Here is a 21,736-nt window from a genome sequence, read left to right on the forward strand (position 1 = left end):
CTTTTTTTAGAAGAACGGTGTAGCACGGTGACTCAAGTTTTTCAGGTATGTGAGGGTACTATTTTGATGTACAGATTATGGGGGTACGTATGAGGTTCTTATTATTATGTATACTTTGTTTGTTTTTTGTTGCATGCGGCAATATCCACAGGGATGAGGCTCTTACTGAAGATGAGATCCTTACATATCTTTCGCGTGTTGTTGGAGCAGATAATATTCTAGAGGATTATGCTATGGAATATTTTGATAATCTTTCTTCCGAAAGCAATAATCTTATTACCCCTGAAACACTTCAAAAGAGAATTGATAATGGGGATGATATTTTTATTCTCGACATACGTCGTTCATCGGATTATGAGGAATCTCATATTTACGGTGCAGAAAATATTTGGTGGTTTGATATCGGGAGGCATCTGGACCAGCTGCCCCGTGACAGGGAAATAGTTGTTGCGTGCTATTCCGGTCAGTCGGCAGGTCAGGTTCTGGGTGTACTATATCTGCTTGGGTATGAGGTATTATCATTACGGGGCGGAATGAATAACGGTTGGATTACGGCAGATATGCCTCTTCATACCCCCCGAAGCCGATAAAAAGGGGGAGGTATGAAGACGATCAAATCAAAATTATATGTCTTTCTTTTTAGTGCAATAGTTTTTGTCCTGTCTTTTTTTGCCCTGAGTTTTTTTTCCTGTATCATTTGTCTACTGCAATAGATAGTATTTATTCAACCAATGAAGAATTGGAACAATATACTGATATACGTGATGCCGTAGAAAACATAAATGGTGTTCTTGATGAATATGTTGATCAGACCAGCCATGATGTTCCCGTATATCTAAAAGAACTTTCAGATAGTTATAAAAAAACAGCTCATAGGGGATACAGCTATGAAGAGGAGAATCTTGAGCAGATACTTCTGTATTTAGTACTGGAAAAAGGCGATGAATATATAGCGTATATGCAGGAGTCTTTTATACCGGCAGTAGAAGAGCATCATGATATCCTGAATATGATGGTTTCTGCTCAATTGGGCTATGAATACAATCAGGAAGAACTCTCCCCTTTGCTTAACAGGTCAGAGATCGCCCTTGGCAGAGAGGGTAGGAGAGAACACAGGAAAAGGATCGCCCTTTTACGCCCCCTGGAAAAACTTATAGAACGGCGCCTTGATATTTCTTCTCAGAGAGTGGAAAACTCCATATTTTACTCATCAGTGTTTCTTGAATACGGAAGGGGCGGTTTTTTAGCTGTAATGCTCATTATACCCTTTCTTGCTGTATTGACTATACGCTTCGTATCACGATCCATAATACAAAGAATTGCTCTTCTTTCCACATCAATAGATAGTATTTCCGGTGGAGATATTGCGGTATCTATTGACGATAGTGGAAAAAAAGATGAAATTGGTATAATGATATCTTCAGTAAAGGCGATGCAGGCCGCCTTACAGGAAAAATCACGCTGTATTGAAGCTCTCTCTGCGGGAGACTGGTCAGTTTCGGCACCCTTTGCTTCTCAGGATGATAGGGTGAGTAAATCCCTTGAGACATTAATTCAGAGTATGAGGGCTCTTTTTGAGGATATTCAAAGTTCTGCAGATACTGTACAAAGCGGCTCTGCGCAGATATCGGAAGCCTCGCAGGATCTCAGCGAAGGAGCCACCAATTCTGCTGCGAACATTGAAGAGATAAATTCATCCATCACAGAGATTGGTTCCCAGGCCAAAACAAATGCGGAAAATGGAGAAAAAGCACGCAGTATTGCAGAAGATACCAATACAAAAGCCCAAGAGGGAAGCAGCTGGATGAATGATATGGTCTCCTCCATGGAAGAGATAGAAATCTCCAGTGAGAAAATACGAAAAGTAACAAAGATTATCGAAGATATTGCCTTTCAGACTAATCTTCTTGCCCTTAATGCTGCCGTGGAAGCAGCCCGTGCAGGGCAGCATGGCAAGGGGTTTGCCGTGGTTGCCGAGGAAGTGCGAAGCCTCGCTTCACGCAGTGGAAAAGCGGCCCGTGAAACCCGTGAGCTTATAGAAAGCTCTGGAGAAAAGGTTCGTGGAGGGAGTGAGATAGCAGAGAAAACATCTACCATGCTTGACGAGATCGTAACAGGGGTAGGAGAGCTTTCTCAGGTTATTGGAAAAATATCTGAAGCATCGAAGGAACAGTCTACGGGGGTTGAGGAGATTGGGGCATCTCTGCATGATGTAGATGATATTGTCCAGCAGAATGCGGCCAGCTCTGAAGAGACCGCTTCTGCAGCACAGGAGCTATCTTCTCAGGCAGAGGAGCTAAAGGCCTTGGTGGGTAAATTTATCTTACGCCGTGGGGAGTAGATACATGTCTACCCTTATGTTGAAGTGGGATGATTCATTTTGTGTAGGCGATGTATTTATTGATTCTGAACATCAGATTCTCTTTACCCTTGCCCAGCACCTCCGTGAACAAGAGGGGCGCCTCACGGCTGAACAAGTTAAGCAGTATGTTCAGCTCATATTGGAGTATACGCAGGTGCACTTTCGTCATGAAGAAGATTTATTACGGCAGATTGAGTGGGAGCATATAAAGGAGCATCGAAAAACACATCGTCATATCATTGATACTATGAAGGAGTTGATTCGTACGAACCGGGATATACGAGTGCTTCAAGAAAAAATGCGGGCTTTTGTAAATGCTTGGGTGCTGGAACATATCGTACAAAAAGACAGCCTTTTTAAGCAATCTCTTATCGAGAAGCGTGGTTTTTTCACTTTGTAAACAAAATAGCGGTGTTTTCTTTTTGCGGGGAAGTATGTATTTTGCTACTCTACCCTGATTGCCGAGGATATATGAAAAAAGAAACACCCATGATGGCTCAATACAATAAGATAAAACGGGAAAATCCCGGTGTTATGTTGCTCTTTCGTCTTGGTGATTTTTATGAAATGTTTGGTGATGACGCAAAAGATGCTGCTCGTATTCTCGGAATCACCCTCACAAAGCGAAATCATGGCGGAACAACAGATACCCCCTTGGCAGGGTTTCCACACCATGCCCTTGATAGATATGCGCATAAACTGGTGAAAGCGGGAAAGCGTATTGCCGTATGTGAGCAGATGGAAGATCCGAAAAAGGCCAAGGGGGTTGTAAAGCGGGATGTTGTTGAGATAGTTACGCCCGGTACGGGTATGGATCAGACCTATGTGGCAGATCGGGAGAATACGTACATCGTCTCTCTGTATTTTCATACGAAGGGGTTTGCCTGTGCTATCTGTGATATTTCCACGGGGGAGTTTCAGTGCCAAGACGGTGAATTTTCACTCCTTGAAGAATGTCTTATGCGGGTCGATCCTGCGGAGATTCTTATTCCACAAGGAATGGCAGATTCTGCCCATGAGAAGCGATTAACAGAATGGTTTCCCAAGGCCACACTTTCCTTTGCAGAAACAGGACGATATCGGGTAGATCGGTCACAGCGGGTTATGCAGGAGCATTTTTCCCTCTCTTCTCTTCATGGGCTTGGTTTTGAAGGTCGTGATGAGTTGCTTATCGCTTCTGCAGTATTGCTGGAGTATCTTCGCGATATGAAACGGAACCCTCTACAGCATATTTCAAAGATTGAATTTATGGGTGATTCCCGCTATGCGCAACTTGATCCTGCCTCTATTCGGAATCTTGAAATTATACATCCTCTTTTAGGGGGACAGGAAGGGGGAACCCTTCTTTCTGTGTTAGACAAAACCGTAACTGTTCTTGGGGCGCGCCTTTTAAAAAAGTGGCTTGTACGTCCCTTGCGTATTCCCCGTGAAATAGAAGAGCGGTTAGATGCGGTGGAGTGGTTTAAGGATACTCTCATGGTAACGACGAAAATACGGGAGTTGTTACGACGAGTATATGATCTTGAACGATGTATTACCCGTATTGTATTAGGGCGTGCGTCAGCCCGAGATATTGTTGCCTTGCGAATCTCCCTGGAGCAGTTTCCCCAGCTGTGTGATGCCCTACAGGATGTTCCCTGTGGAGAAATACAAAAATGTACCTCTCTTCTGTCTGGATTTGAGCAATTATGTGAATATATTAGTACCACCCTTGTAGATGATCCACCTGTTTCTTTGCGTGAGGGAGGGCTTATTCGTGCGGGGGTTGATTCTGTACTGGACGAGTATCGCGATATTTCCCATAATGGAAAAGATTGGATTGCACGTTTACAACAGGAAGAGAAGGAGAAAACCGGTATAGACTCACTAAAGGTGGGGTTTAATAAGGTCTTTGGATACTACCTGGAAGTTTCAAAAGTAAATATTGCAAAAGTGCCCGACTACTTTATACGCAAGCAAACCTTAGCAAATTCAGAACGATATATTACTCCTGAGCTGAAAGAAGTAGAAGAGAAGGTCTTAACGGCTGAGGAGAAGAGGGGCGATCTTGAATATGCGCTTTTTACCGAGCTACGTGAGTATATTGCCACGCGCTGTGAAGCTATTCAGGGGGCAGCTCAAGGTATTGCCCGGCTTGATCTTTTTTCTACCCTGGGACATCTCGCCATGGAGAATCAGTATATCCGTCCCTCTATTCGTGAAACGGGAGATCTTCATATTCTTGGGGGACGTCATCCTGTTGTTGAGGAAATGACCGACGCAGCCTTTGTTCCCAATGATACCCATTTCATCGAAGATACGAGTCAGTTTTTTGTAATTACAGGACCGAATATGGCAGGTAAATCTACCTATCTTCGTCAGAATGCCCTTATTGCCCTGATGGCACAGGTTGGGTCCTTTGTTCCAGCGCAGAAAGCTGAGGTTGGCTTGGTGGATAAGTTTTTTACGCGGATTGGTGCTTCGGATAAGCTCGCGCGGGGGCAGAGTACCTTCATGGTTGAGATGATTGAAGTAGCAAATATTCTCCATAATGCTACGGATCAGAGTCTTGTTCTTCTTGATGAAGTTGGCCGGGGTACATCAACCTTTGACGGTATTAGTATTGCTTGGGCTGTGGCGGAGTATCTCCACAATACTCCGGGAAGACGTCCTCGTACCCTTTTTGCCACGCATTACCATGAGCTTACGGAGTTGGCCATGCTCCTTACACGAGTTGAAAATTATCATATTGCTGTACGAAAACATGAAGGCAAGATTCTCTTTCTTCGTAAAATTGAAAAGGGGAGCAGTTCTCATTCTTACGGCATTGAGGTTGCCTCTATTGCGGGCATTCCCGCAGCAGTGACCGATCGTGCGCAGGAGATTATGCAGAATTTAGAATCCATGGAGTTTGATTCATATCACCGTCCACGCCTTGCTCAGGAAACTGAGACAGTTCCCTCGGCAGCGGAAGATCGTGCGGAGATGCAACTTGATTTTCTGCAAGGAGTTGGGGAAGAGCATCCCCTCCTTGAAAAAATACGTCAGATTGATGTTTCCCGTCTCACTCCCTTAGATGCCTTAAACACCTTAGCGGAGATGCAGAATATGCTCTAAAGCAGTTCGTATTTTTTCATCCATCGCCAGAGGGTACTGCGATTTACCGAAAAATGTTCTGCCACGGCGTTTTTATTTCCGCCGTACTGTCGCAGAGCTGCCTCCACCCGTTCTTTGTCGGGTCGTGCGGTACCCGGTGTCGGTTTGGAGGTTCCCCCAAGTCCTTTTTTGCGAATATCCATGGGGATATTAAAAATATCGATATGAGCACCCTCAGCAGTGACAAAGGCATGCTCAATGGCATTCTCCAATTCTCGCACATTTCCCCGCCATGAATATGAGAGAAGAAATTCGAGGGCATTGTCCGTAATACCCCGTATCTTTTTTCCCGTATATCTATTGTATTTCTCAATGAAATGATTGATGAGAAAGGGAATGTCGTCTCTTCGCTCACGAAGAGGAGGTATGTAGAGAGGAAAGACCTTTAATCGATAATAAAAATCTTCCCGGAAAAGCTCTTCTTCAACCAATCTATCAAGATCCCGATTTGTCGCTGCGATAATGCGGACATCGGACTGTATGGGCGTACTGTCTCCCACTGGTTCAAACTCTTTTTCTTGCATAAACCGAAGTAGTTTTACCTGAATCAGGGGTGAAATATCGCCGATCTCATCAAGAAAGAGCGTTCCCCCCCGTGCTCGTTCTATGCGTCCATGTTTATCACGAATTGCTCCGGTGAATGCTCCTTTTACATGCCCAAAAAGCTCGCTTTCAAGGAGGTTTTCCGGAAGGGCTGAGCAGTTTACTGCGACAAAGGGGCCGTCTTTTCGATCGCTATTGGTATGAATTGCCCTGGCAACAAGCTCTTTTCCGGTTCCGCTTTCGCCTTGAATAAGGGTGTTTGCTTGGGAATTCGCCGCAAATTGAATTTGCTGGAATACGCGTTGCATCGCACTGCTTTTTCCAATTAGATCGGGAAGTTCCATGTGGTTGTGCCGTTGGAGACGACGTTCAAGTTCACGTATTTTATCTTCGTGTGCTTTTTCCACGGACATGTCCGTTATGGTTTCCACGGCACCGACAATCTTCCCCTCTTTTTTAATTACCCGTCCGCTCTTGCGAATTGGAATGAGGGTTCCGTCACGTCGTTGTATCGCACATTCGGCGTTATGGATATTGCCGTTTTCAAAAAGGCTGCAGTCTTCTTTATTGCTGCATCGGAGAAAGTCGCATGCAGTTTTTCCGATAATCTCTTCCCGGGAAAACCCGCTGAGGCGTTCGCAGCTTTTATTGCAGTAGCGGATCGTGTTTTCTCGATCAACCAAGATGACTGCTTCTGCCATGGTTTCCAGGACCATATTGAGGCAATCACCGGAAATACTATTTTCTGTATAAAAACAGTCCATGAAATCTCCTATGTCGTACGGCGGGAAGAGGTGGGGAGGGGTGTGCCTTGGCGGCGGTTATACCAAAACAAGAGGATACTGCCGAATAGAATCATTGCTCCACTGAGGGTTTGTCCCCGTGAAAGGTTGAGTATATTCATGCCGATATGCGGATCGGGTTCACGGAGAAATTCAATGCTGAATCGGGCAAGGCCGTAGCCGATCAAGTAGAGGGGGAGCATTTTTTCTTTAAATCGATTGGTTTTGCGGAACAGGTGTAATACACCAAAGAGAAACACGCCTTCGAAAAACGCTTCATACAGCTGTGATGGATGACGAAGGTGGTCTCCTTCCGCAGCAGGGAAATACATGCCCAGGGGGGAATCGGTTACCCTTCCATAGAGTTCACCATTGATAAAATTGCCCAGTCGTCCCCACGTATATCCCAGGGGAAAGGCATAGGCAAGGTTGTTAGAAATGGTGTGGAAAGAAAGATTGTTTCGTTTTGTATAGTAATAAATTGCCACGGCAGCTCCGATGAGTCCACCGTGGTAGGACATCCCGGAGATACCTACAAAGGATCCGTTGCGAAAGGGCATGAAAATTTCACCGGGGCTTGTGGCGTAGTAGGAGAAGTTATAAAAAAGAACATACCCGAGCCGTCCCCCCAAAATAACTCCCAGGATACCGTAGAAAAAGATATCCTCCCACTGCTTTGGGGAGATGGAGAGTTCTTCTTTTTTCTGAAGCTGTCCAATGAGTGCGTAGGTTGTAAGAAATACAAGTATGTACATAAGTCCATAGTATTGTACGGGAAATCCTCCGCCGGAACTGCTGCCAAAGGTGAGAATGTTTTCTCCACCTATGGTAATAAAGGTGGGATCTATCTGCTCGGGGAGGCTGCTCCACCAACTGCGTTGATTCATGGTTTTTCCTTTTTTTGGATAAAAATAGATTTTCCGGTATGGGAAGTGCTGTTCTAAATTTATAAAACTACGGTATGGCGCTTTCTTTTTCTGTCGTTGAGGATATATTTTCCCCTACATTTATTATTGAAAGGTGTGTGTATGCTCCACGGTATACCAAAATATATCTCTTTTTTTGTATTGGCGTTTCCCCTCTTCGCATCTACTTATGTAACAGACTCATTTACCATAAACTTGCGGAGTACTCCTGCTTCTAACGGGCGTATTATTCAAATGTTGCCATCAGGTGAAGCTCTTGAAATACGTGAGCGTCAAGATGAATGGAGTCGGGTGCAAACTGCTTCAGGACGCGAAGGGTGGGTTCTTCATCGATATATTATCTCTCGTGCACCATGGAAGAATCAAGCTGCTGCACAGCAACGACAGCGTGAACGGTATGCGAAGCAACTGGAGAAGGTACGTGATTCCCTTCGTGTTTCTACCAGTGAGCTTGATGCGGTGCAACGCTCTTTTACCCGCTTGAAAGGAGCCTATGATTCTCTTGATACAGAATATCATGCCCTTCGTGATGGATCACAGGAGTATCTTACCTTGCAACATGAGCATGAAGAGGCGCACAAGGAGTTACAACAAACCCTGCAAGAAAATAATGAATTACGGGATGAAAACAACCGTCTTAAGGCTGATAGTAGCAAGGTGTGGGTTCTGGTCGGGGGTGGCATGGTGCTGCTTGGATTTGCCTTAGCTCATGTGCCCCGTAAACAGAAAAAGCGACGGTGGTAGGGTATGGAAACACTTTCTGAACGAATAGGCCGATTACTCCTTCCCTTTGTAGAAAACCCCTCCCGTTACAGCGGGGGCGAGCTGAATATTGCCAAAAAAAATCGGGCTGCGTCATCCCTTTGTGGTGTACTTTGTTTTCCCGAAGTCTATGATATCGGTATGTCTCACTATGGAAGCCAGGTATTATATCATTTGATTAATCGGGAGTCACCGTGGTTTCTTTCCCGGGCTTATATGCCGTGGGAAGATGCTGAAGCCATCATGCGTCGGGAAGATATCCCTTTGTATGCCCTGGAAGATCGGGTTCCTGTGCGTGATGCTGATTGGGTTGGCTTTTCCTTGCAGTATGAACTGCAGTACAGTAATCTTGTAACTATGCTGGAACTGAGCGGAATCCCCGTCTTTTCTCACCAGCGGGGAGAGGATGATCCTCTTATTATTGCAGGTGGACCGGTTACTGCAAATCCAGAGCCCGTTGCTGATTTTATTGATGTATTTCTTCCCGGTGACGGAGAGGAGTCCTTGCCTCGTTTTTGCAGAATCCTTGAAGAGTCAAAGGGAATGTCGCGTAGGGAAATTCTTTCACGGCTTTCCCGGGAACATGGAAATGCCTATGTGCCCGCGCTCCATGAGGTACGACAGAACGGATGCTTTGCTATTACCGCTACAGATCGGCCAATTCCCTCTGCGCGTATTGCGACCCTCCGTGAAGAGGATGTTCCGCGTAAACAAATAGTTCCCCTGGCTGAGGTGGTACATAATACCATGGCTGTGGAGGTGATGCGGGGATGCACACAGGGGTGCCGGTTCTGCAGTGCCGGAATGTACTATCGTCCCGTGCGTGAACGAGCTGTTTCTGGTATTGTCGATCAAATTGAGTATGGGGTAGATGAAACGGGGTGGAATACTGTCACGTGTCTTTCCCTGTCCACGGTGGATTATTCCGAGTTTGGAGACCTTCTGTGTCGTGTGGCAGATATAAAACAGCGGCATGGAACCTCCCTTTCTCTGCCGTCAACTCGTATTGATGCTATCACCTCAGATGAGTTTGCTCTGTTTGACTCCCTTGCGGGAAGCTCCTCCATAACCATAGCACCAGAGGCCGGGAGCGAACGTTTGCGTCGAGTGATAAATAAAAATTTTACCACCGAGACGATTCTCTCTATTGTACGAAAGATCTGTGAAACCCGGGTGAAAACAGTTAAGCTGTACTTTATGGTGGGACTTCCCACGGAAACCATGGATGATATGGATGAGATGATCTATCTCATAGAAGATATACAAAAAATTCTACAGAAACATACTCGAGGGGCACAGCTAAATATATCTCTTTCTCCCTTTTCTCCTAAGCCACATACCCCTTTTCAATGGCATGGATTTGCAGGAAAAGAGGTTATTTTAGAGCGATGTAAGCATGTAAAAGCTCATTTTTATTCAACCCGTTCCGTAAAGGTGAGTTATCGTAATCCCCAGGTTTCGTTTCTGGAGACTGTTCTTTCGCGCGGAGATCGGCGATTAGGGGCTGTAATCTATGGGGCACAGCAGAACGGGGCCCGTTTTGATGGATGGCAAGAGTACTTTTATCTTGACCGCTGGCTTGATGCGGCAGCTGCTGAAGAGCTTGATCTCAGTTCATATGTGTCTGCTCTTCCTGATGAGCAAGCCCTTCCGTGGGATACGATCTCTCAAGGGTTTTCTGAGTTTTTCTTAAAAACAGAACGTGAGCGTGCTTTGAGAGAACTTCCAACTCGTGATTGTCGTTTTGGGTGTGTTTCTTGTGGGGTGTGCGGCCCTAATCTTTCTATGACCTATGCCCCCAAAGAACAGAAGGCTTCTCCCACGGAGGCGTTACAGGCCTTACATCACGATACCGAGGAAGGGATGCATGAAACAACCCGTGTGCGGGTTTGGTATGCAAAGCAGGAATCACTCCGTTTTTTGCCCCACCAAAGTATGGTAAATAGCATTATTCGAGGGTTCAATGCTGCGGGAGTGCCCGTTGCTTTTTCCCAGGGTATGCGTCCCCGTCCTAAGTTCTCCTTTGGGCCTCCGCTTCCGCAGGGGGCGTGTGGAGACAATGAGCTTTTTGACGTTACTGTGCGTGCGGGATATCCTCTTTGTCTTGCATCCGTGGCAAAATATCTCCCTCATGGTTTGGTGCTGAAACATACAGAGACCGTGGAGAAGAAGGCTCCTGCTCTCAATAGTCTTGTGGTACAGGCCGATTGGCATATCACGGCGGCAGCACCCTCTCTCGAAGTTTCCGATATTACCGCAGCGGTTACTCAGTTTTACTCTGAAGAATCTCTTGTAGTTGTGCGTACACGAAAAAATAAGAAAAATCGTACCATTGATGTAAAACCTTTGGTGCGGAATCTTCGTCAGGAAAAGCGAGATCTCTTTGTTACCCTGTCAGCAGAACCGGGTAATTCATGCAAGCCATCGGAATTCCTTGCGGTCCTTTTTCCCCATCATAGATTCAGTGACTTTCGTGTGATACGAACAGCACTCTATGGGCCCGAAGGTTCATTGTAAAAAAAGGGGCGGTGATTGTCACGCGCCCCGGTAAGAATAGTCAGTATGACTTGTTTTAAAAGCCGCCACGAAACTCAGCTGCGATGGTCGGTTTTTCTGCATCATAGGCAGAAAAGAAACCAAGGGCAAACTCAACGTTATCGTTGAGCTCTACACATGAGCTAATGCCGTATAGTACGGGGGTATCTTCTATTCCCGTAAGACGTTCCCGATCTCCTGTTTTGAGCAGTTCAGTCTCAACTTGCACATATCGCACCATTCCCGGAAGAGGAATGTTTGCGCCGAGAAGCACTGGTGCGTAGGCGTCGAGATCTTCGTGAAGATCTTTTACACCAGTTTCCGCAAAAAGTGTGACCTGTGACGGAAGAGTGTAGGCCGTATTAAGGGCAAGACTATGGATCACGTCCATGTCATCATCATAAACTTTATCAAAGATGTTGCTTTTATAGCCAAGGCCCACTTCAAGATTTTCCATGGGCGTGACATCAAACCATGTTCGGAGATTCCCCGTGTTAAGGTTTGCGGAGGTGGCTTCTAAGAGCACCGTAAGGGAGGCCATATCCATCTGTTTTTCCAAGGAGAGGAAATTTGCAAAGATGCCTTTCCCAAGAAACCCGCTACCGTGAATTCCTTCATCAATATAATTTCCAAAGATCTTTCCTTCTGTTTCGGAAATGAGGTCTCTTCCAATGGTAAGGTTAAGCATATCTCCGTCATATCGGTACAGGGCGCGTCGTATTTGCACTCTCTCCATGGAGAATTCTTGCATATTTTCCATGTCCATGATTGTGTCCTGCCCTACAATGGTAGTGTCTTCATAGGGGATGTAGATGGGGAATGTCCCCGGACCTTGAATAACTTGATATCCCTGATGAAATTCCATAACATCAACGGTTTTCATGCCGGGGCCGCGGAAGTCGTGGCCAAATCCTTCAGGATAGAATCGTAGCATTACATCTACAGAGTGGCGTCCTGACTCCACCACTCCGCCCAAGTCTAGGCGACCAAACCAGTTATCCAGATTATCACTACGATCATTATCATAGAGATCTTTTTGTGCTTGAATAACTACCGATCCGGTAGGAGAGAACTCAAGCTGGGGTTGCTGTGCAGAAATGGTTGCGATCATGACCAAACAAACGATTACTGCTTTTACCATAGGGCACTCCTTAGTTATGGGTTTACTTATTTATTTGCATAGTATCATCTTAGGTGGCTGAATGCAAGAACAATCTTCTTTTTTTACTGATATTAGAGTGAACGTAACAAATTCTTGGACTAAAAACTTCGAAGGAGTGCCGTTTTTGCCGGTACTATTCGTACTCTGTATAGTGTATATTTATAGAGTATACAAGAGAAGACTTACATGGGGGGAATTATGAAATTATTTCTTGTTGTGGGGATATTGTTTTTGACCAACGCCTGTTACACTCAAGTGGGCTATTCGGGGAGGGCACCGCGTACGGCCCAGAGCCGCACTGCTGACACAATTGCTCCGGAGGAGGGAAGAGATACGGCAGAGTATGAAGTGATACGGTCGCAAGAGACAGCCCCGCGTGATACGGTGATTATCCGTGAGCGCGATCGCGAGGTGTGGATTTGGCGTGAGGACCCGTGGGGCAGATGGGAGCTTCGTCGATATGATCAACACAGCCCCTATTGGCGCTACTACAGTAGTTCTTTTCGCTATGGATATCGGGGTGTGTCGTATCCCCGATATTGGTATGATCCATGGTATTATGGGAGGGGCAGACGGGATACTCTTGTAATTATTGACCGCGATACGGATGATGAATCATCTTCTTCGTCTCAGTATTATAGCCCTGGGAGTGGCGGTGAGAGCAGAGAGCCTGCGTCTCGCAGTTCATCGCGGGATAGCAGTAGAGAGCAGCCACGGAGTGAACCGCGAGAGGGTGATACTTCGCGAGATGTTCGGGATAGTCGTCGAGGAAGGGGGAGATAATGAAGATTGCCATATCTATACTTATCATGGTACTTGTCCTGTGGGCCGATGACCCCTTACTCTACAGATGGGGTGTCGGTGCTCGTGCGCAGGCTCTCGGTGGTGCCTACACGGCTATAGCAGCAGATCATTCTGCTTTCTGGTATAATCCAGCAGGGCTTGCCTATATTCCCTTTAGCGAGCTTCAGGGGTCTCTTCGGGGGGGGCGGCGAGAAAAAACAACGCGGTTTGACGGGGCAGATTTTTCTGATCATATGACTCCTATCGGGCTCGGTTCTATTTCCTATGTCCGTTCATTTCCCGTTCTGCAGGGAGGGTTGGCGTATAGTATTTCTCTTTCATCGCCGGAAACCATGGGAGATGTTTATGATGTGCAGGGCTATGACCGCTATGGCGGGTTTCCCGATACGAGCGTGTATCTAGATGGGGCGGGAAATGTGCAGGTCTTGGAGCGTGGCGATTCTGTCTATTTTAGCTCTTTGGATTTTCTCAGTACAGGTGATCTCTACTACCTGACCACGGCCGTTGGTGCGCAGATATCGCATGGGGTCGGTGTTGGTCTTTCTCTTTCTCTTGTGATGGGTGAGGAGGAACAGAGTTTTAAAAATGTGTTTAATATGGTAGGACATCCCTACAACTTTGAGAACTCTCTTCAGGAAAACGAGCGATCCTTTTTCGGATATGATGCTCGGGTGGGTATGATGGTGTCTCCTGACCCTCGTTATTCTGTTGGGATGACCGTGGTTCTTCCGCAGGTTATTACCATGGAGCAAACGCACCGTTTTTATAATAGTGTGTCGGGGTCGTATGTACGTGATGCTTTATTTTTCGATACGGCTAAGCTCTATCGCCCTCTGCGTATTAAGGGGGGAGCAGCGCTCTTTCTTCCTTCACTGACCCTGTCGGTACAGGCAGAAGCGTCAGCTCCGCTGAGTTCGGTTCGATCTGGAGAGCCAGGGTCCTATTGGAAGGGGCTTGGTGCATTTGGAGCAGAATATCGCTTGAGTAAGGCTCATGCGGTGCGTTTGGGCTACACCTATCGTGAAGCAGATATGCATAACTATCGTCTCTCCTGGGATGATGGGTTTGAGAGAACTGATGTCTACGGTAATACGGGAGAGCTTCATATCCTTTCTGCAGGGATGGGGGTTGACTTTTCTTCACAGGCCGGACTCGATTTTTCTGTACGGTATGGGTTTCCGCGAGAATATTCTGTAGAATACAGCAGTTGGGACAACAATATGTATGAAGAGGAATCATTCGTTCAGGGAGAGCTCGGGTTCCGCTATCGTTTTTAGTTGTTTTCTCTATGCTTGTTCTTCTTTTCTATGAGATCGATACGCAAAAGTATCGATCTTTTATTCTGTGTCTCACTCTCTATTTAAGGGAATATCAACAGATATCAACAGGGGGTGTTGATATCTGTTGATAGCATATATTGTGTTAAAAAATGAGGCTACACACAATTTGTTGTGTTTTTTTTATATATTGAGAATTCGAATAATGAACAGAACCGTGTTAGGGGGAAAAGGTATGATACATACTGTACGAAAACGTGATGGACGATTAGAACCGTACAATAGAGGTGTTATTAGTGAAGCGATTTTTCGTGCTGCCGAGTCTGTGGGGGGGGAAGATCGGGCCATGGCAGAAGAGCTTGCCGTGAAGGTGGAAGCGCTTATGGAAGAGCATTTTCATGCAAACTCCATACCCGCCGTAGAGCAAGTGCAGGATATGGTTGAGAAGGTGCTTATAAAAAACGGCCATGCCAAGGTTGCTAAGGCCTACATTCTTTATCGAGAACAGCATCGAAAAATTCGGACAACCAAGGATGTCCTTCTTGATATTGAACATACCATGGATGGTTATTTGAAAAAAAGCGACTGGCGGGTGAACGAAAACTCCAATGTAAATTACTCCCTGGGAGGGTTGATACTCCATAATTCCGGTGCCATAACGGCAAACTATTGGTTGGAAAATATCTATACCCGAGATATTTCCCACGCTCATAAAGAGGGTGATATTCACATTCATGATCTTTCCATGTTTTCTGGATACTGTGCAGGATGGTCCTTGCGGCAAATTCTTGCAGAGGGCCTTGGAGGCGTACCCAATAAGATATCCTCTGCACCGCCAAAACATTTAAATACGGCCATGCATCAAATGGTGAATTTTCTTGGGATTCTACAAAATGAGTGGGCTGGTGCACAGGCGTTTTCATCCTTAGATACGTATCTGGCCCCCTTTGTGTGGGTGGATGACCTCTCTTATGAAGAGGTGAAGCAGGCCATGCAATCTTTTATCTTCGGGGTAAATACTCCTTCACGATGGGGCTCTCAGGCGCCTTTTACCAATGTAACCTTTGACTGGGTTGTTCCTGAGGATATGCGTAATCAGGCCGTGGTAATTGGTGGTAAGACATATGAAAAAACCTATGGCGATTTTCAAAAAGAGATGGATATGATCAACCGTGCCTTCCTTGAGGTCTTTATGGAAGGGGATGCTGATGGACGGGGCTTTGCCTACCCAATCCCCACCTACAATATCACGGACGATTTTGATTGGGAAGGGGAGAATACGGAGCTATTATTCCAAATTACCGGCAAATACGGAACGCCGTACTTTCAAAACTTTATCAACTCCGACTTAAACCCCGGCGATGTTCGGAGTATGTGCTGTCGACTGCAACTAGACAAACGAGAGCTGCGCAAACGTGGCGGCGGTCTCTTTGGAGCAGATGAGTTTACCGGGTCTATCGGGGTAGTAACAATCAATCTCCCTCGTATTGGATATCTTGCTGACTCCCGGGATGATTTTTTCCGACGCCTTGGACATCAAATGGATATCGCCAAGGACTCCCTGGAGACAAAGCGAGAAGTTGTTAAACGACTTCTTGATCAAGGGCTTTTCCCATACACGCGTCGCTATTTAAAGCATTGGAATAATCATTTCTCAACCATTGGCCTGATCGGTATGAACGAAGCGATGTGCAATTTTATGGATGCTTCCTTAACAGATCAAGAGGCTCGTCATTTTGCTGGAGAGATCCTCGATTTCATGCGCGGTCGTCTACAGGATTATCAAGAAGAGACTGGAAATCTTTATAATCTTGAAGCTACTCCGGGAGAAGGTACATCATATCGTCTTGCCAAGGCTGATGCCGAACGCTTTTCCGATATGCATATTTCCGGTGATGACAAGCCTTATTATACAAACTCTACGCAACTTCCTGTCGGGGCAACAGATAATATCTTTGAAGCTCTTGATATGCAGGATGATCTGCAAATAAAATATACGGGTGGTACTGTGTTTCATGGTTTTCTCGGAGAAGAGATTCGTGATACCGCAACAGTACGTGCGTTGATAAAGAAGATTACTTCTCAGTATCGCCTTCCCTATTTTACCATCTCTCCCACCTATTCTGTTTGCGATTCTCATGGGTATATTTCCGGGGAAGAATTTTCCTGTCCGCGCTGTGGAGAGGAGACTGAGGTGTATTCTCGCATCGTAGGGTATTACCGACCATTAAAGAATTGGAATCATGGGAAGAAGAGCGAGTATGATGATCGTCGCACCTACTCAGGAGCACCGTCGGAACAAAAATGAGTGGAAGGAGAGAAGAGTTATATCGTGGTATTGTTGCACTTCAGAAAAACAGTTTTATCGATTTTCCCGGAACTGTCGCTGCGGTGCTCTTCTTTGATGGGTGTAATTTATGTTGCCCCTACTGTCATAATGCTCTCCTTGCTCGGCCGGACCCCGTACCGGTATCAGACCCTCCCGGTGAAATAGACTCTTTTCTTCGTCAATGGAAGCATTCCATTGACGGAGTTGTTCTTACCGGTGGAGAGCCTACTCTTCATAGAAATCTTCCTGAATTGGTAGGCTATCTTCGTTCTTCCTTGGGTTACCGTGTAAAGGTTGACACAAACGGATTGCGTCCGGAGATACTTTCCCAGGTAGAAGCAGACTATCTTGCCATGGATCTCAAAACAGTTCCTCGTAAGTACCGATCTCTCCTAGGGGGCCCCGAAGATAGTGGGGTGCGATTGGCGGAGAGTCTCTCCATACTCTCCGAGTTTCCTGGTAGAAGTGAGGTGCGTATTACCCTGGCTCCGGGGGTCGTTTCTCCCGATGATATTTCTGAATTGGCAAAGATGCTTACGGGGATAGATCTTGTTTGCTTGCAGCAGTTTGATTCTCGACAGGAGATCTACTCGCCCTCTTTTTTTACGGGAAGCTCTTCCTATACGCGACATGAGATAGAGCAATGGGCCCGATATATTCAGGGGTATGCTCAAAAATGTATTATACGATGAGGGGTGATCGATGTCCTATAGCATAGTATTGGTAGAACCGGAAAATCCTAAAAATATTGGTTTTGTTGCTCGCGCCATGAAATGTAACGCGTGCACAGATCTGCGTATAGTTTCTCCCCACGGTGAATCAATTCATTCAGAGGCGTATATAACGGGGGTATCCGCTCGGCCGATTCTCTCTTCGGCACGGGTATATAAATCGCTCTTAGATGCTGTGGCCGATTGTACTACCGTGATTGGGTTTTCCCGCCGTACATTTAAAGAGGGGCCTCGTAAGCGTACACTCGCCGAGCTTCAAAAATCCCTCATATGTAGAGAAACGTCAGCTCTTGTCTTTGGACGTGAGTCCTGTGGTCTTACCCGTGAAGAGATGTTGTGTTGCCATCTTTTGTGCACAATTCCCAGTGCTCCCGCCATGAGCTATAACCTTGGCCAAGCAGCGGCTATTGCCCTGTACAGTCTCTCTTATGGTGCCGAACAGGCAGAACCTGTCTACGCTTCTTCCACAGAGCCTGCTCCTACCCATGGAGAAGAGGAGTCTCTCTTTAAATTTCTCGCCCACGCTGTTCCCAATGATATATTTACTAAGGGCCAGCGTGCTGATAATATGCGACGCATTATTCATAAAATGGGGTGTACACGTGACGAGCTACACCTTTTTATGGGGTTGTTAAAAAGTATTGGTAAGGATACATAATGAAGGTGTGTGAAATTGATGGTACGACGAAAATCACTGGGTTGTTAGGCAATCCCGTAGGACATTCCCTCTCTCCCATAATACATAACCATGCCTATGGAACTTTGGGGCTGAACTATGTCTATGTACCCTTGGGTTGTGAGAAACAACAGCTTTCTTCATTGATTGATGGCTTGCGGGCTCTTCAGTTTGCCGGTGCAAATGTGACTATTCCGTATAAAGAAGAAATTCTGTCCTTTTGTGATGTTCTTTCACCGCTCTCGCAGCTTACTGGCACGGTAAATACACTCTATTGGGATGAGCACCGGCTTTGCGGCACCACTACCGACGGAGCGGGGTTCTTCCGTGCTCTCACAGCAGACGGTTTTTCTCCTCAGGGAAAGCGTGTTCTCATTGTTGGTAATGGCGGTACCGCTCGGACCCTTGCTATGGTACTTGCTCATGAAGGGAAAACGGGGGATATTATCCTTGCTGGTCGAAATTCTAAAAAGGTTACTCACCTCATAGAAGAGGTATATGAGAAAACATCTACTAGAATTCACGGCGTACATCTTCCCGATGATTTGGCGCAGGTCCTGCCCGGTATAGACCTCCTTATACATTGTACTCCCCTTGGAATGCATCCCCATGAGAGCCAGACTCCCTTCGATACGTCCCTGCTTTCATCACATACCTATGTGTTTGATGCTATTTATAATCCGGCAGAGACCGCTCTTCTTCGCGGAGCTGCACAACAGGGATGCGCCTGCCAGAATGGCTTGCGTATGCTTTTGCTACAGGGGTTGGAATCGCAGCGGCACTGGACGGGGGTTGAGGTCCCCCTGGATATTTTTTCCATATCTGAACTTCAAAAAAAGGTGTAAAGAATATGAAATGGTTAGTTACAAAGTCTCGTCTTCAGGGTGCAGTTGATATCCCCGCATCAAAATCACATACAATTCGTGCTCTTCTCATAGCGACCCTTGCACGGGGGGAGTCGGTGATATTAAAACCTCTTTTCTCGAAGGATGGCGTTTCTGCGCTTCATGCATCTAAATGCCTTGGTGCGGAAATTTCTGAACAAGGTGAGACTCTTATAGTCCAAGGAACCGGCGGTGCTATTACCCCCAAGGTACCCATGATTGATATGGGAAATTCCGGTACATCGACGCGCTTGTTTACCTTAGCAGCAGCCTTAAGCACCACACCTGTTTGTTTTGATGGTGATGCCTCCCTTAGATCGCGTCCCATGGGGCCTCTTTTGCAGGCGTTACAAGATTTGGGGGGGAGCTACGAATGCACTGAAAAAGACGGACATTTGCCCTATTCAGTACACGGAAGTTTACGTGGTACAGACATAACCGTCGATGGAACCACCTCTCAATATCTCTCTGCTTTACTAATGACAACCCCGCTTATTCCAGGAAATACGGTGATTTCCGTTCCTCAGTTAAATGAAAAACCCTACGTTGAAATGACCCTGTGGTGGCTTGATAAAATGGAAATATCCTATGAAGTAAACAGTGGCTTTAATAAATTTCTTGTATATGGAGATCAGCAGTATCGTCCCATAGAAGAGAAAATAAGCGGTGATTTTTCCTCTGCCACCTTTGCAGCTGTTGGTGCCGCAGTAACGGGCGGATCAGTGACTTTACACAATCTCGATTTTTCAGATCCCCAGGGAGACAAGGGAGTATTTGATATTCTTCGTCGTATGGGGGCAACCGTTACCATAGAGGGAAAAAGTGTAACCGTTTCTGCTCAGCAGTTGCATGGGACGACCATAGATCTTAATGCCATGCCTGATGCAATTGCTGCCTTGGCTGTTCTAGGGACCGTTGCAGAAGGAGAAACACGTATTGAAAATGTTGCTCAGGCACGAATAAAAGAAACAGATAGAATTGCTGTTATGGCTGATGAGCTCCGTAAGATGGGTGCTGATATTGAAGAGCTGGATGATGGACTTATCATTCGTAAAAGTACGCTCCATGGAGCCGCCGTGTCCGGACATGAAGACCATCGGGTAGTGATGGCCTTAGCCCTCGCGGGGATGATCGCGTCGGGGGAGACTGAAATTGACACAGCTGAGGCAGCAGATGTCACCTATCCCTCATTTTATGATGATTTTACTGTACTAGGTGGACATTTACAGAAAATATGATATACTGGGTGTGAAGGCTTTTCTCGGAGAGTAAACATGCCCGTTGATAAATTAGAGGTTCTACGGTTATTGCAGGACATCTCCATTTTTGGGGCTGTCCCTCCTGCTGCTCTTGATAAGATACTCTATTATTCGGAAGAAATTTCTTTACAAAAGGGAGAGATCCTTTTTTGTGAGGGTGATCCTTCCCATGCTATATATATCATACTCCGGGGGCGGGTGAAATTAGTGAAAAACTATGCTCACACCCCCTTGGAAATGGTTGAGCTTTCACCAGGTGATTCCATGGGAGAAGCTTCATTCATTGGGATACAAGCGCATGGAACTACGGCTGTTATCACGGAAAAAGCAACTCTTCTTGTGCTAACACGACAGGTATTATCTTCATTGTATGAGAACGATATCGAGCTGTTTACACTGCTTCTTCTAAATATGTCCCGAGAGCTGGCGCGACGGTTGCATCGTTGCAGTGAATATCTTCGAGATTTAGAAACCCGTGATTAACTCAACTCCCCAGTGGTTATCATGTAACGCAGCATGGATACTGATGTTAGATTGGTAGAAAGACAGCCCACCGCTGATTGAATGTTCAGGACGAAGATGGGGGATGTCATGGATGGGATCAGTGGTAACGGTTTCATTTTTCCAGGCATAGCCAAAGACGAGGCCAAGGCGTGAGTCCCGCACAAGCTCTGCTCCCGTAAAAAATTCAATCCGATTTCTCATCTTGCTTCTCTCACGAAGATCTCTATTGAGTGGGCCCCAGAAGCGAACATCCATGGGAATGATGAGGCGTGATTCCGTATGAGGTATTGCAATATTGTTTGCCCCAGAAATGAGCAGTGAGCGAAGTTGTGAGCCTGTCCATTTTCCCACGGAGTGGCGTTTCTTAGAAGCACTGCTTCGCTGTACCGTATTTTCAAGCCAACGATAGCCCACAATGTTTTCAAGGACAAGGGCAAAATTTGCCCCGTTGTAGAGGTCAAATTCCATCAGGGAAATATCGGCGGTGAGCAGGTGTTCCCCGTAAGTATCTGTTTTTTCATCCTCTGAAAGGTTTTGGTGTGGGGCGACTATGCCAAGGTCATCACGGACTGTGTGGAGAGAGACGGTTACGCCGGTATAGAGATACGAGTCGCGTCCTTGTGAATGAAGATGGGAAACTCCAAGGTAGAGAGCATTGTAGTCGATTGTATCGGGACCGCTAAAGGAGCGAAGTCGCGAAAGTTCTATTCCAAGAGCAACATCGGGAAAAAGATCTGTTGAATATGCACCCACAAAGAGGTGTTTATTTCCATCATCAAAATTAATATGAGCGCCAGAAAGGGAGTGGTTTCGTTCTGATTCCCCATGCAGCGGAAGCAGGGAAGCACCTACAGCGGAGGTTTGCCCCGGTCCCCAGAGTGTACTTGCTCCACCAGAGTTAAACTGCATCCGTTTGACCGAACGAGGCATACGTTGAAATGGTACCGTAAGCAGCTCAACCGCACCTACGTGAAGCGTAGAAAAAAAGAAAAATAAAACCAGAGCCAATCTAATCATAATAGCTCCCTGTATAAAAACCCGCCTTATGTGAAGACGGGTTATATG

At 46.2% G+C, this 21,736-nt stretch carries 18 protein-coding genes; 14 read left to right on the top strand and 4 right to left on the bottom strand.

Annotated elements, in window-relative coordinates; genetic code table 11:
• The first annotated feature begins 89 nt into the window (after nucleotides 1–89).
• From CALK_RS01720 to mutS, 4 genes are all read left to right on the top strand, one after another.
• A complete protein-coding gene (locus CALK_RS01720; protein WP_052569154.1) occupies nucleotides 90–590 on the top strand; it encodes a rhodanese-like domain-containing protein in 501 nt (166 codons plus the stop codon).
• 107 nt (nucleotides 591–697) lie between these two features.
• Nucleotides 698–2,341, top strand: coding sequence for a methyl-accepting chemotaxis protein (locus CALK_RS01725; protein ID WP_155851763.1), 1,644 nt, complete (start codon nucleotides 698–700; stop codon nucleotides 2,339–2,341).
• Between the two features lie 4 nt (nucleotides 2,342–2,345).
• Nucleotides 2,346–2,762: a bacteriohemerythrin gene (locus CALK_RS01730; RefSeq protein WP_022635914.1), complete on the top strand. Its 417-nt coding sequence runs from the start codon at nucleotides 2,346–2,348 to the stop codon at nucleotides 2,760–2,762.
• Between the two features lie 71 nt (nucleotides 2,763–2,833).
• Nucleotides 2,834–5,458 carry a DNA mismatch repair protein MutS gene (mutS, locus tag CALK_RS01735; RefSeq protein WP_022635915.1) on the top strand — a complete coding sequence of 875 codons (2,625 nt, stop codon included), beginning with the start codon at nucleotides 2,834–2,836 and terminating at the stop codon, nucleotides 5,456–5,458.
• Here the strand turns inward: mutS and CALK_RS01740 are convergent.
• Both CALK_RS01740 and lgt read right to left on the bottom strand, forming a co-directional pair.
• On the bottom strand, nucleotides 5,455–6,804 hold the full coding sequence (locus tag CALK_RS01740) for a sigma-54 interaction domain-containing protein (RefSeq protein ID WP_022635916.1): 1,350 nt from the start codon (nucleotides 6,802–6,804) through the stop codon (nucleotides 5,455–5,457). The two genes, mutS and CALK_RS01740, sit on opposite strands and share 4 nt — an antisense overlap.
• An 8-nt stretch (nucleotides 6,805–6,812) precedes the next feature.
• Nucleotides 6,813–7,709 (bottom strand): prolipoprotein diacylglyceryl transferase, encoded by an 897-nt coding sequence (gene lgt, locus CALK_RS01745; RefSeq protein WP_081697942.1) that lies wholly within the window; start codon nucleotides 7,707–7,709, stop codon nucleotides 6,813–6,815.
• 141 nt (nucleotides 7,710–7,850) lie between these two features.
• Here lgt and CALK_RS01750 point away from each other — a divergent pair, with 141 nt between their 5' ends.
• Both CALK_RS01750 and CALK_RS01755 read left to right on the top strand, forming a co-directional pair.
• Nucleotides 7,851–8,492: a TIGR04211 family SH3 domain-containing protein gene (locus tag CALK_RS01750; RefSeq protein WP_022635917.1), complete on the top strand. Its 642-nt coding sequence runs from the start codon at nucleotides 7,851–7,853 to the stop codon at nucleotides 8,490–8,492.
• Between the two features lie 3 nt (nucleotides 8,493–8,495).
• Nucleotides 8,496–11,027: a TIGR03960 family B12-binding radical SAM protein gene (locus CALK_RS01755; protein ID WP_022635918.1), complete on the top strand. Its 2,532-nt coding sequence runs from the start codon at nucleotides 8,496–8,498 to the stop codon at nucleotides 11,025–11,027.
• A 55-nt stretch (nucleotides 11,028–11,082) separates the two neighbouring features.
• Here CALK_RS01755 and CALK_RS01760 read toward each other — a convergent pair whose 3' ends face one another.
• On the bottom strand, nucleotides 11,083–12,186 hold the full coding sequence (locus tag CALK_RS01760; RefSeq protein WP_022635919.1) for a hypothetical protein: 1,104 nt from the start codon (nucleotides 12,184–12,186) through the stop codon (nucleotides 11,083–11,085).
• A 219-nt stretch (nucleotides 12,187–12,405) separates the two neighbouring features.
• On the opposite strand from CALK_RS01760, the gene CALK_RS01765 reads away from it, so the two are divergent.
• The 8 genes from CALK_RS01765 to CALK_RS01800 all read left to right on the top strand — a co-directional run bounded on the left by CALK_RS01765 (nucleotide 12,406) and on the right by CALK_RS01800 (nucleotide 20,650).
• A complete protein-coding gene (locus CALK_RS01765; protein ID WP_155851764.1) occupies nucleotides 12,406–12,990 on the top strand; it encodes a hypothetical protein in 585 nt (194 codons plus the stop codon).
• Nucleotides 12,990–14,288 (top strand): PorV/PorQ family protein, encoded by a 1,299-nt coding sequence (locus CALK_RS01770; RefSeq protein WP_022635921.1) that lies wholly within the window; start codon nucleotides 12,990–12,992, stop codon nucleotides 14,286–14,288. The genes CALK_RS01765 and CALK_RS01770 overlap by 1 nt, the downstream gene beginning before the upstream one ends.
• A 235-nt stretch (nucleotides 14,289–14,523) precedes the next feature.
• Nucleotides 14,524–16,596: a ribonucleoside triphosphate reductase gene (locus tag CALK_RS01775; protein WP_022635922.1), complete on the top strand. Its 2,073-nt coding sequence runs from the start codon at nucleotides 14,524–14,526 to the stop codon at nucleotides 16,594–16,596.
• Nucleotides 16,593–17,309 carry an anaerobic ribonucleoside-triphosphate reductase activating protein gene (locus tag CALK_RS01780; RefSeq protein WP_022635923.1) on the top strand — a complete coding sequence of 239 codons (717 nt, stop codon included), beginning with the start codon at nucleotides 16,593–16,595 and terminating at the stop codon, nucleotides 17,307–17,309. Before CALK_RS01775 ends, CALK_RS01780 begins: the two co-directional genes overlap by 4 nt.
• Nucleotides 17,310–17,319: 10 nt before the next feature.
• A complete protein-coding gene (locus tag CALK_RS11890; protein WP_022635924.1) occupies nucleotides 17,320–18,006 on the top strand; it encodes an RNA methyltransferase in 687 nt (228 codons plus the stop codon).
• Nucleotides 18,006–18,869, top strand: a complete 864-nt coding sequence (aroE, locus tag CALK_RS01790; protein WP_022635925.1) for a shikimate dehydrogenase — start codon at nucleotides 18,006–18,008, stop codon at nucleotides 18,867–18,869. Before CALK_RS11890 ends, aroE begins: the two co-directional genes overlap by 1 nt.
• A gap of 5 nt (nucleotides 18,870–18,874) precedes the next feature.
• Complete coding sequence (gene aroA / locus CALK_RS01795; RefSeq protein WP_022635926.1) at nucleotides 18,875–20,146, top strand: 3-phosphoshikimate 1-carboxyvinyltransferase; 1,272 nt, start codon at nucleotides 18,875–18,877, stop codon at nucleotides 20,144–20,146.
• A gap of 36 nt (nucleotides 20,147–20,182) precedes the next feature.
• Complete coding sequence (locus tag CALK_RS01800) at nucleotides 20,183–20,650, top strand: Crp/Fnr family transcriptional regulator (protein ID WP_022635927.1); 468 nt, start codon at nucleotides 20,183–20,185, stop codon at nucleotides 20,648–20,650.
• Here CALK_RS01800 and CALK_RS01805 read toward each other — a convergent pair.
• Nucleotides 20,633–21,688: a hypothetical protein gene (locus CALK_RS01805; RefSeq protein ID WP_022635928.1), complete on the bottom strand. Its 1,056-nt coding sequence runs from the start codon at nucleotides 21,686–21,688 to the stop codon at nucleotides 20,633–20,635. The two genes, CALK_RS01800 and CALK_RS01805, sit on opposite strands and share 18 nt — an antisense overlap.
• Between the last annotated feature and the right edge of the window lie 48 nt (nucleotides 21,689–21,736).

This window comes from Chitinivibrio alkaliphilus ACht1, assembly GCF_000474745.1.
Lineage (GTDB): Bacteria > Fibrobacterota > Chitinivibrionia > Chitinivibrionales > Chitinivibrionaceae > Chitinivibrio > Chitinivibrio alkaliphilus.

Coding starts and splice junctions, on each gene's coding strand:
- CALK_RS01720 (WP_052569154.1), top strand. CDS start 90: ATGAGGTTCTTATTATTATGTATACTTTGTTTGTTTTTTGTTGCATGC.
- CALK_RS01730 (WP_022635914.1), top strand. CDS start 2,346: ATGTCTACCCTTATGTTGAAGTGGGATGATTCATTTTGTGTAGGCGAT.
- mutS (WP_022635915.1), top strand. CDS start 2,834: ATGAAAAAAGAAACACCCATGATGGCTCAATACAATAAGATAAAACGG.
- CALK_RS01740 (WP_022635916.1), bottom strand. CDS start 6,804: ATGGACTGTTTTTATACAGAAAATAGTATTTCCGGTGATTGCCTCAAT.
- lgt (WP_081697942.1), bottom strand. CDS start 7,709: ATGAATCAACGCAGTTGGTGGAGCAGCCTCCCCGAGCAGATAGATCCC.
- CALK_RS01750 (WP_022635917.1), top strand. CDS start 7,851: ATGCTCCACGGTATACCAAAATATATCTCTTTTTTTGTATTGGCGTTT.
- CALK_RS01755 (WP_022635918.1), top strand. CDS start 8,496: ATGGAAACACTTTCTGAACGAATAGGCCGATTACTCCTTCCCTTTGTA.
- CALK_RS01760 (WP_022635919.1), bottom strand. CDS start 12,186: ATGGTAAAAGCAGTAATCGTTTGTTTGGTCATGATCGCAACCATTTCT.
- CALK_RS01765 (WP_155851764.1), top strand. CDS start 12,406: ATGAAATTATTTCTTGTTGTGGGGATATTGTTTTTGACCAACGCCTGT.
- CALK_RS01770 (WP_022635921.1), top strand. CDS start 12,990: ATGAAGATTGCCATATCTATACTTATCATGGTACTTGTCCTGTGGGCC.
- CALK_RS01775 (WP_022635922.1), top strand. CDS start 14,524: ATGATACATACTGTACGAAAACGTGATGGACGATTAGAACCGTACAAT.
- CALK_RS01780 (WP_022635923.1), top strand. CDS start 16,593: ATGAGTGGAAGGAGAGAAGAGTTATATCGTGGTATTGTTGCACTTCAG.
- CALK_RS11890 (WP_022635924.1), top strand. CDS start 17,320: ATGTCCTATAGCATAGTATTGGTAGAACCGGAAAATCCTAAAAATATT.
- aroE (WP_022635925.1), top strand. CDS start 18,006: ATGAAGGTGTGTGAAATTGATGGTACGACGAAAATCACTGGGTTGTTA.
- aroA (WP_022635926.1), top strand. CDS start 18,875: ATGAAATGGTTAGTTACAAAGTCTCGTCTTCAGGGTGCAGTTGATATC.
- CALK_RS01800 (WP_022635927.1), top strand. CDS start 20,183: ATGCCCGTTGATAAATTAGAGGTTCTACGGTTATTGCAGGACATCTCC.
- CALK_RS01805 (WP_022635928.1), bottom strand. CDS start 21,688: ATGATTAGATTGGCTCTGGTTTTATTTTTCTTTTTTTCTACGCTTCAC.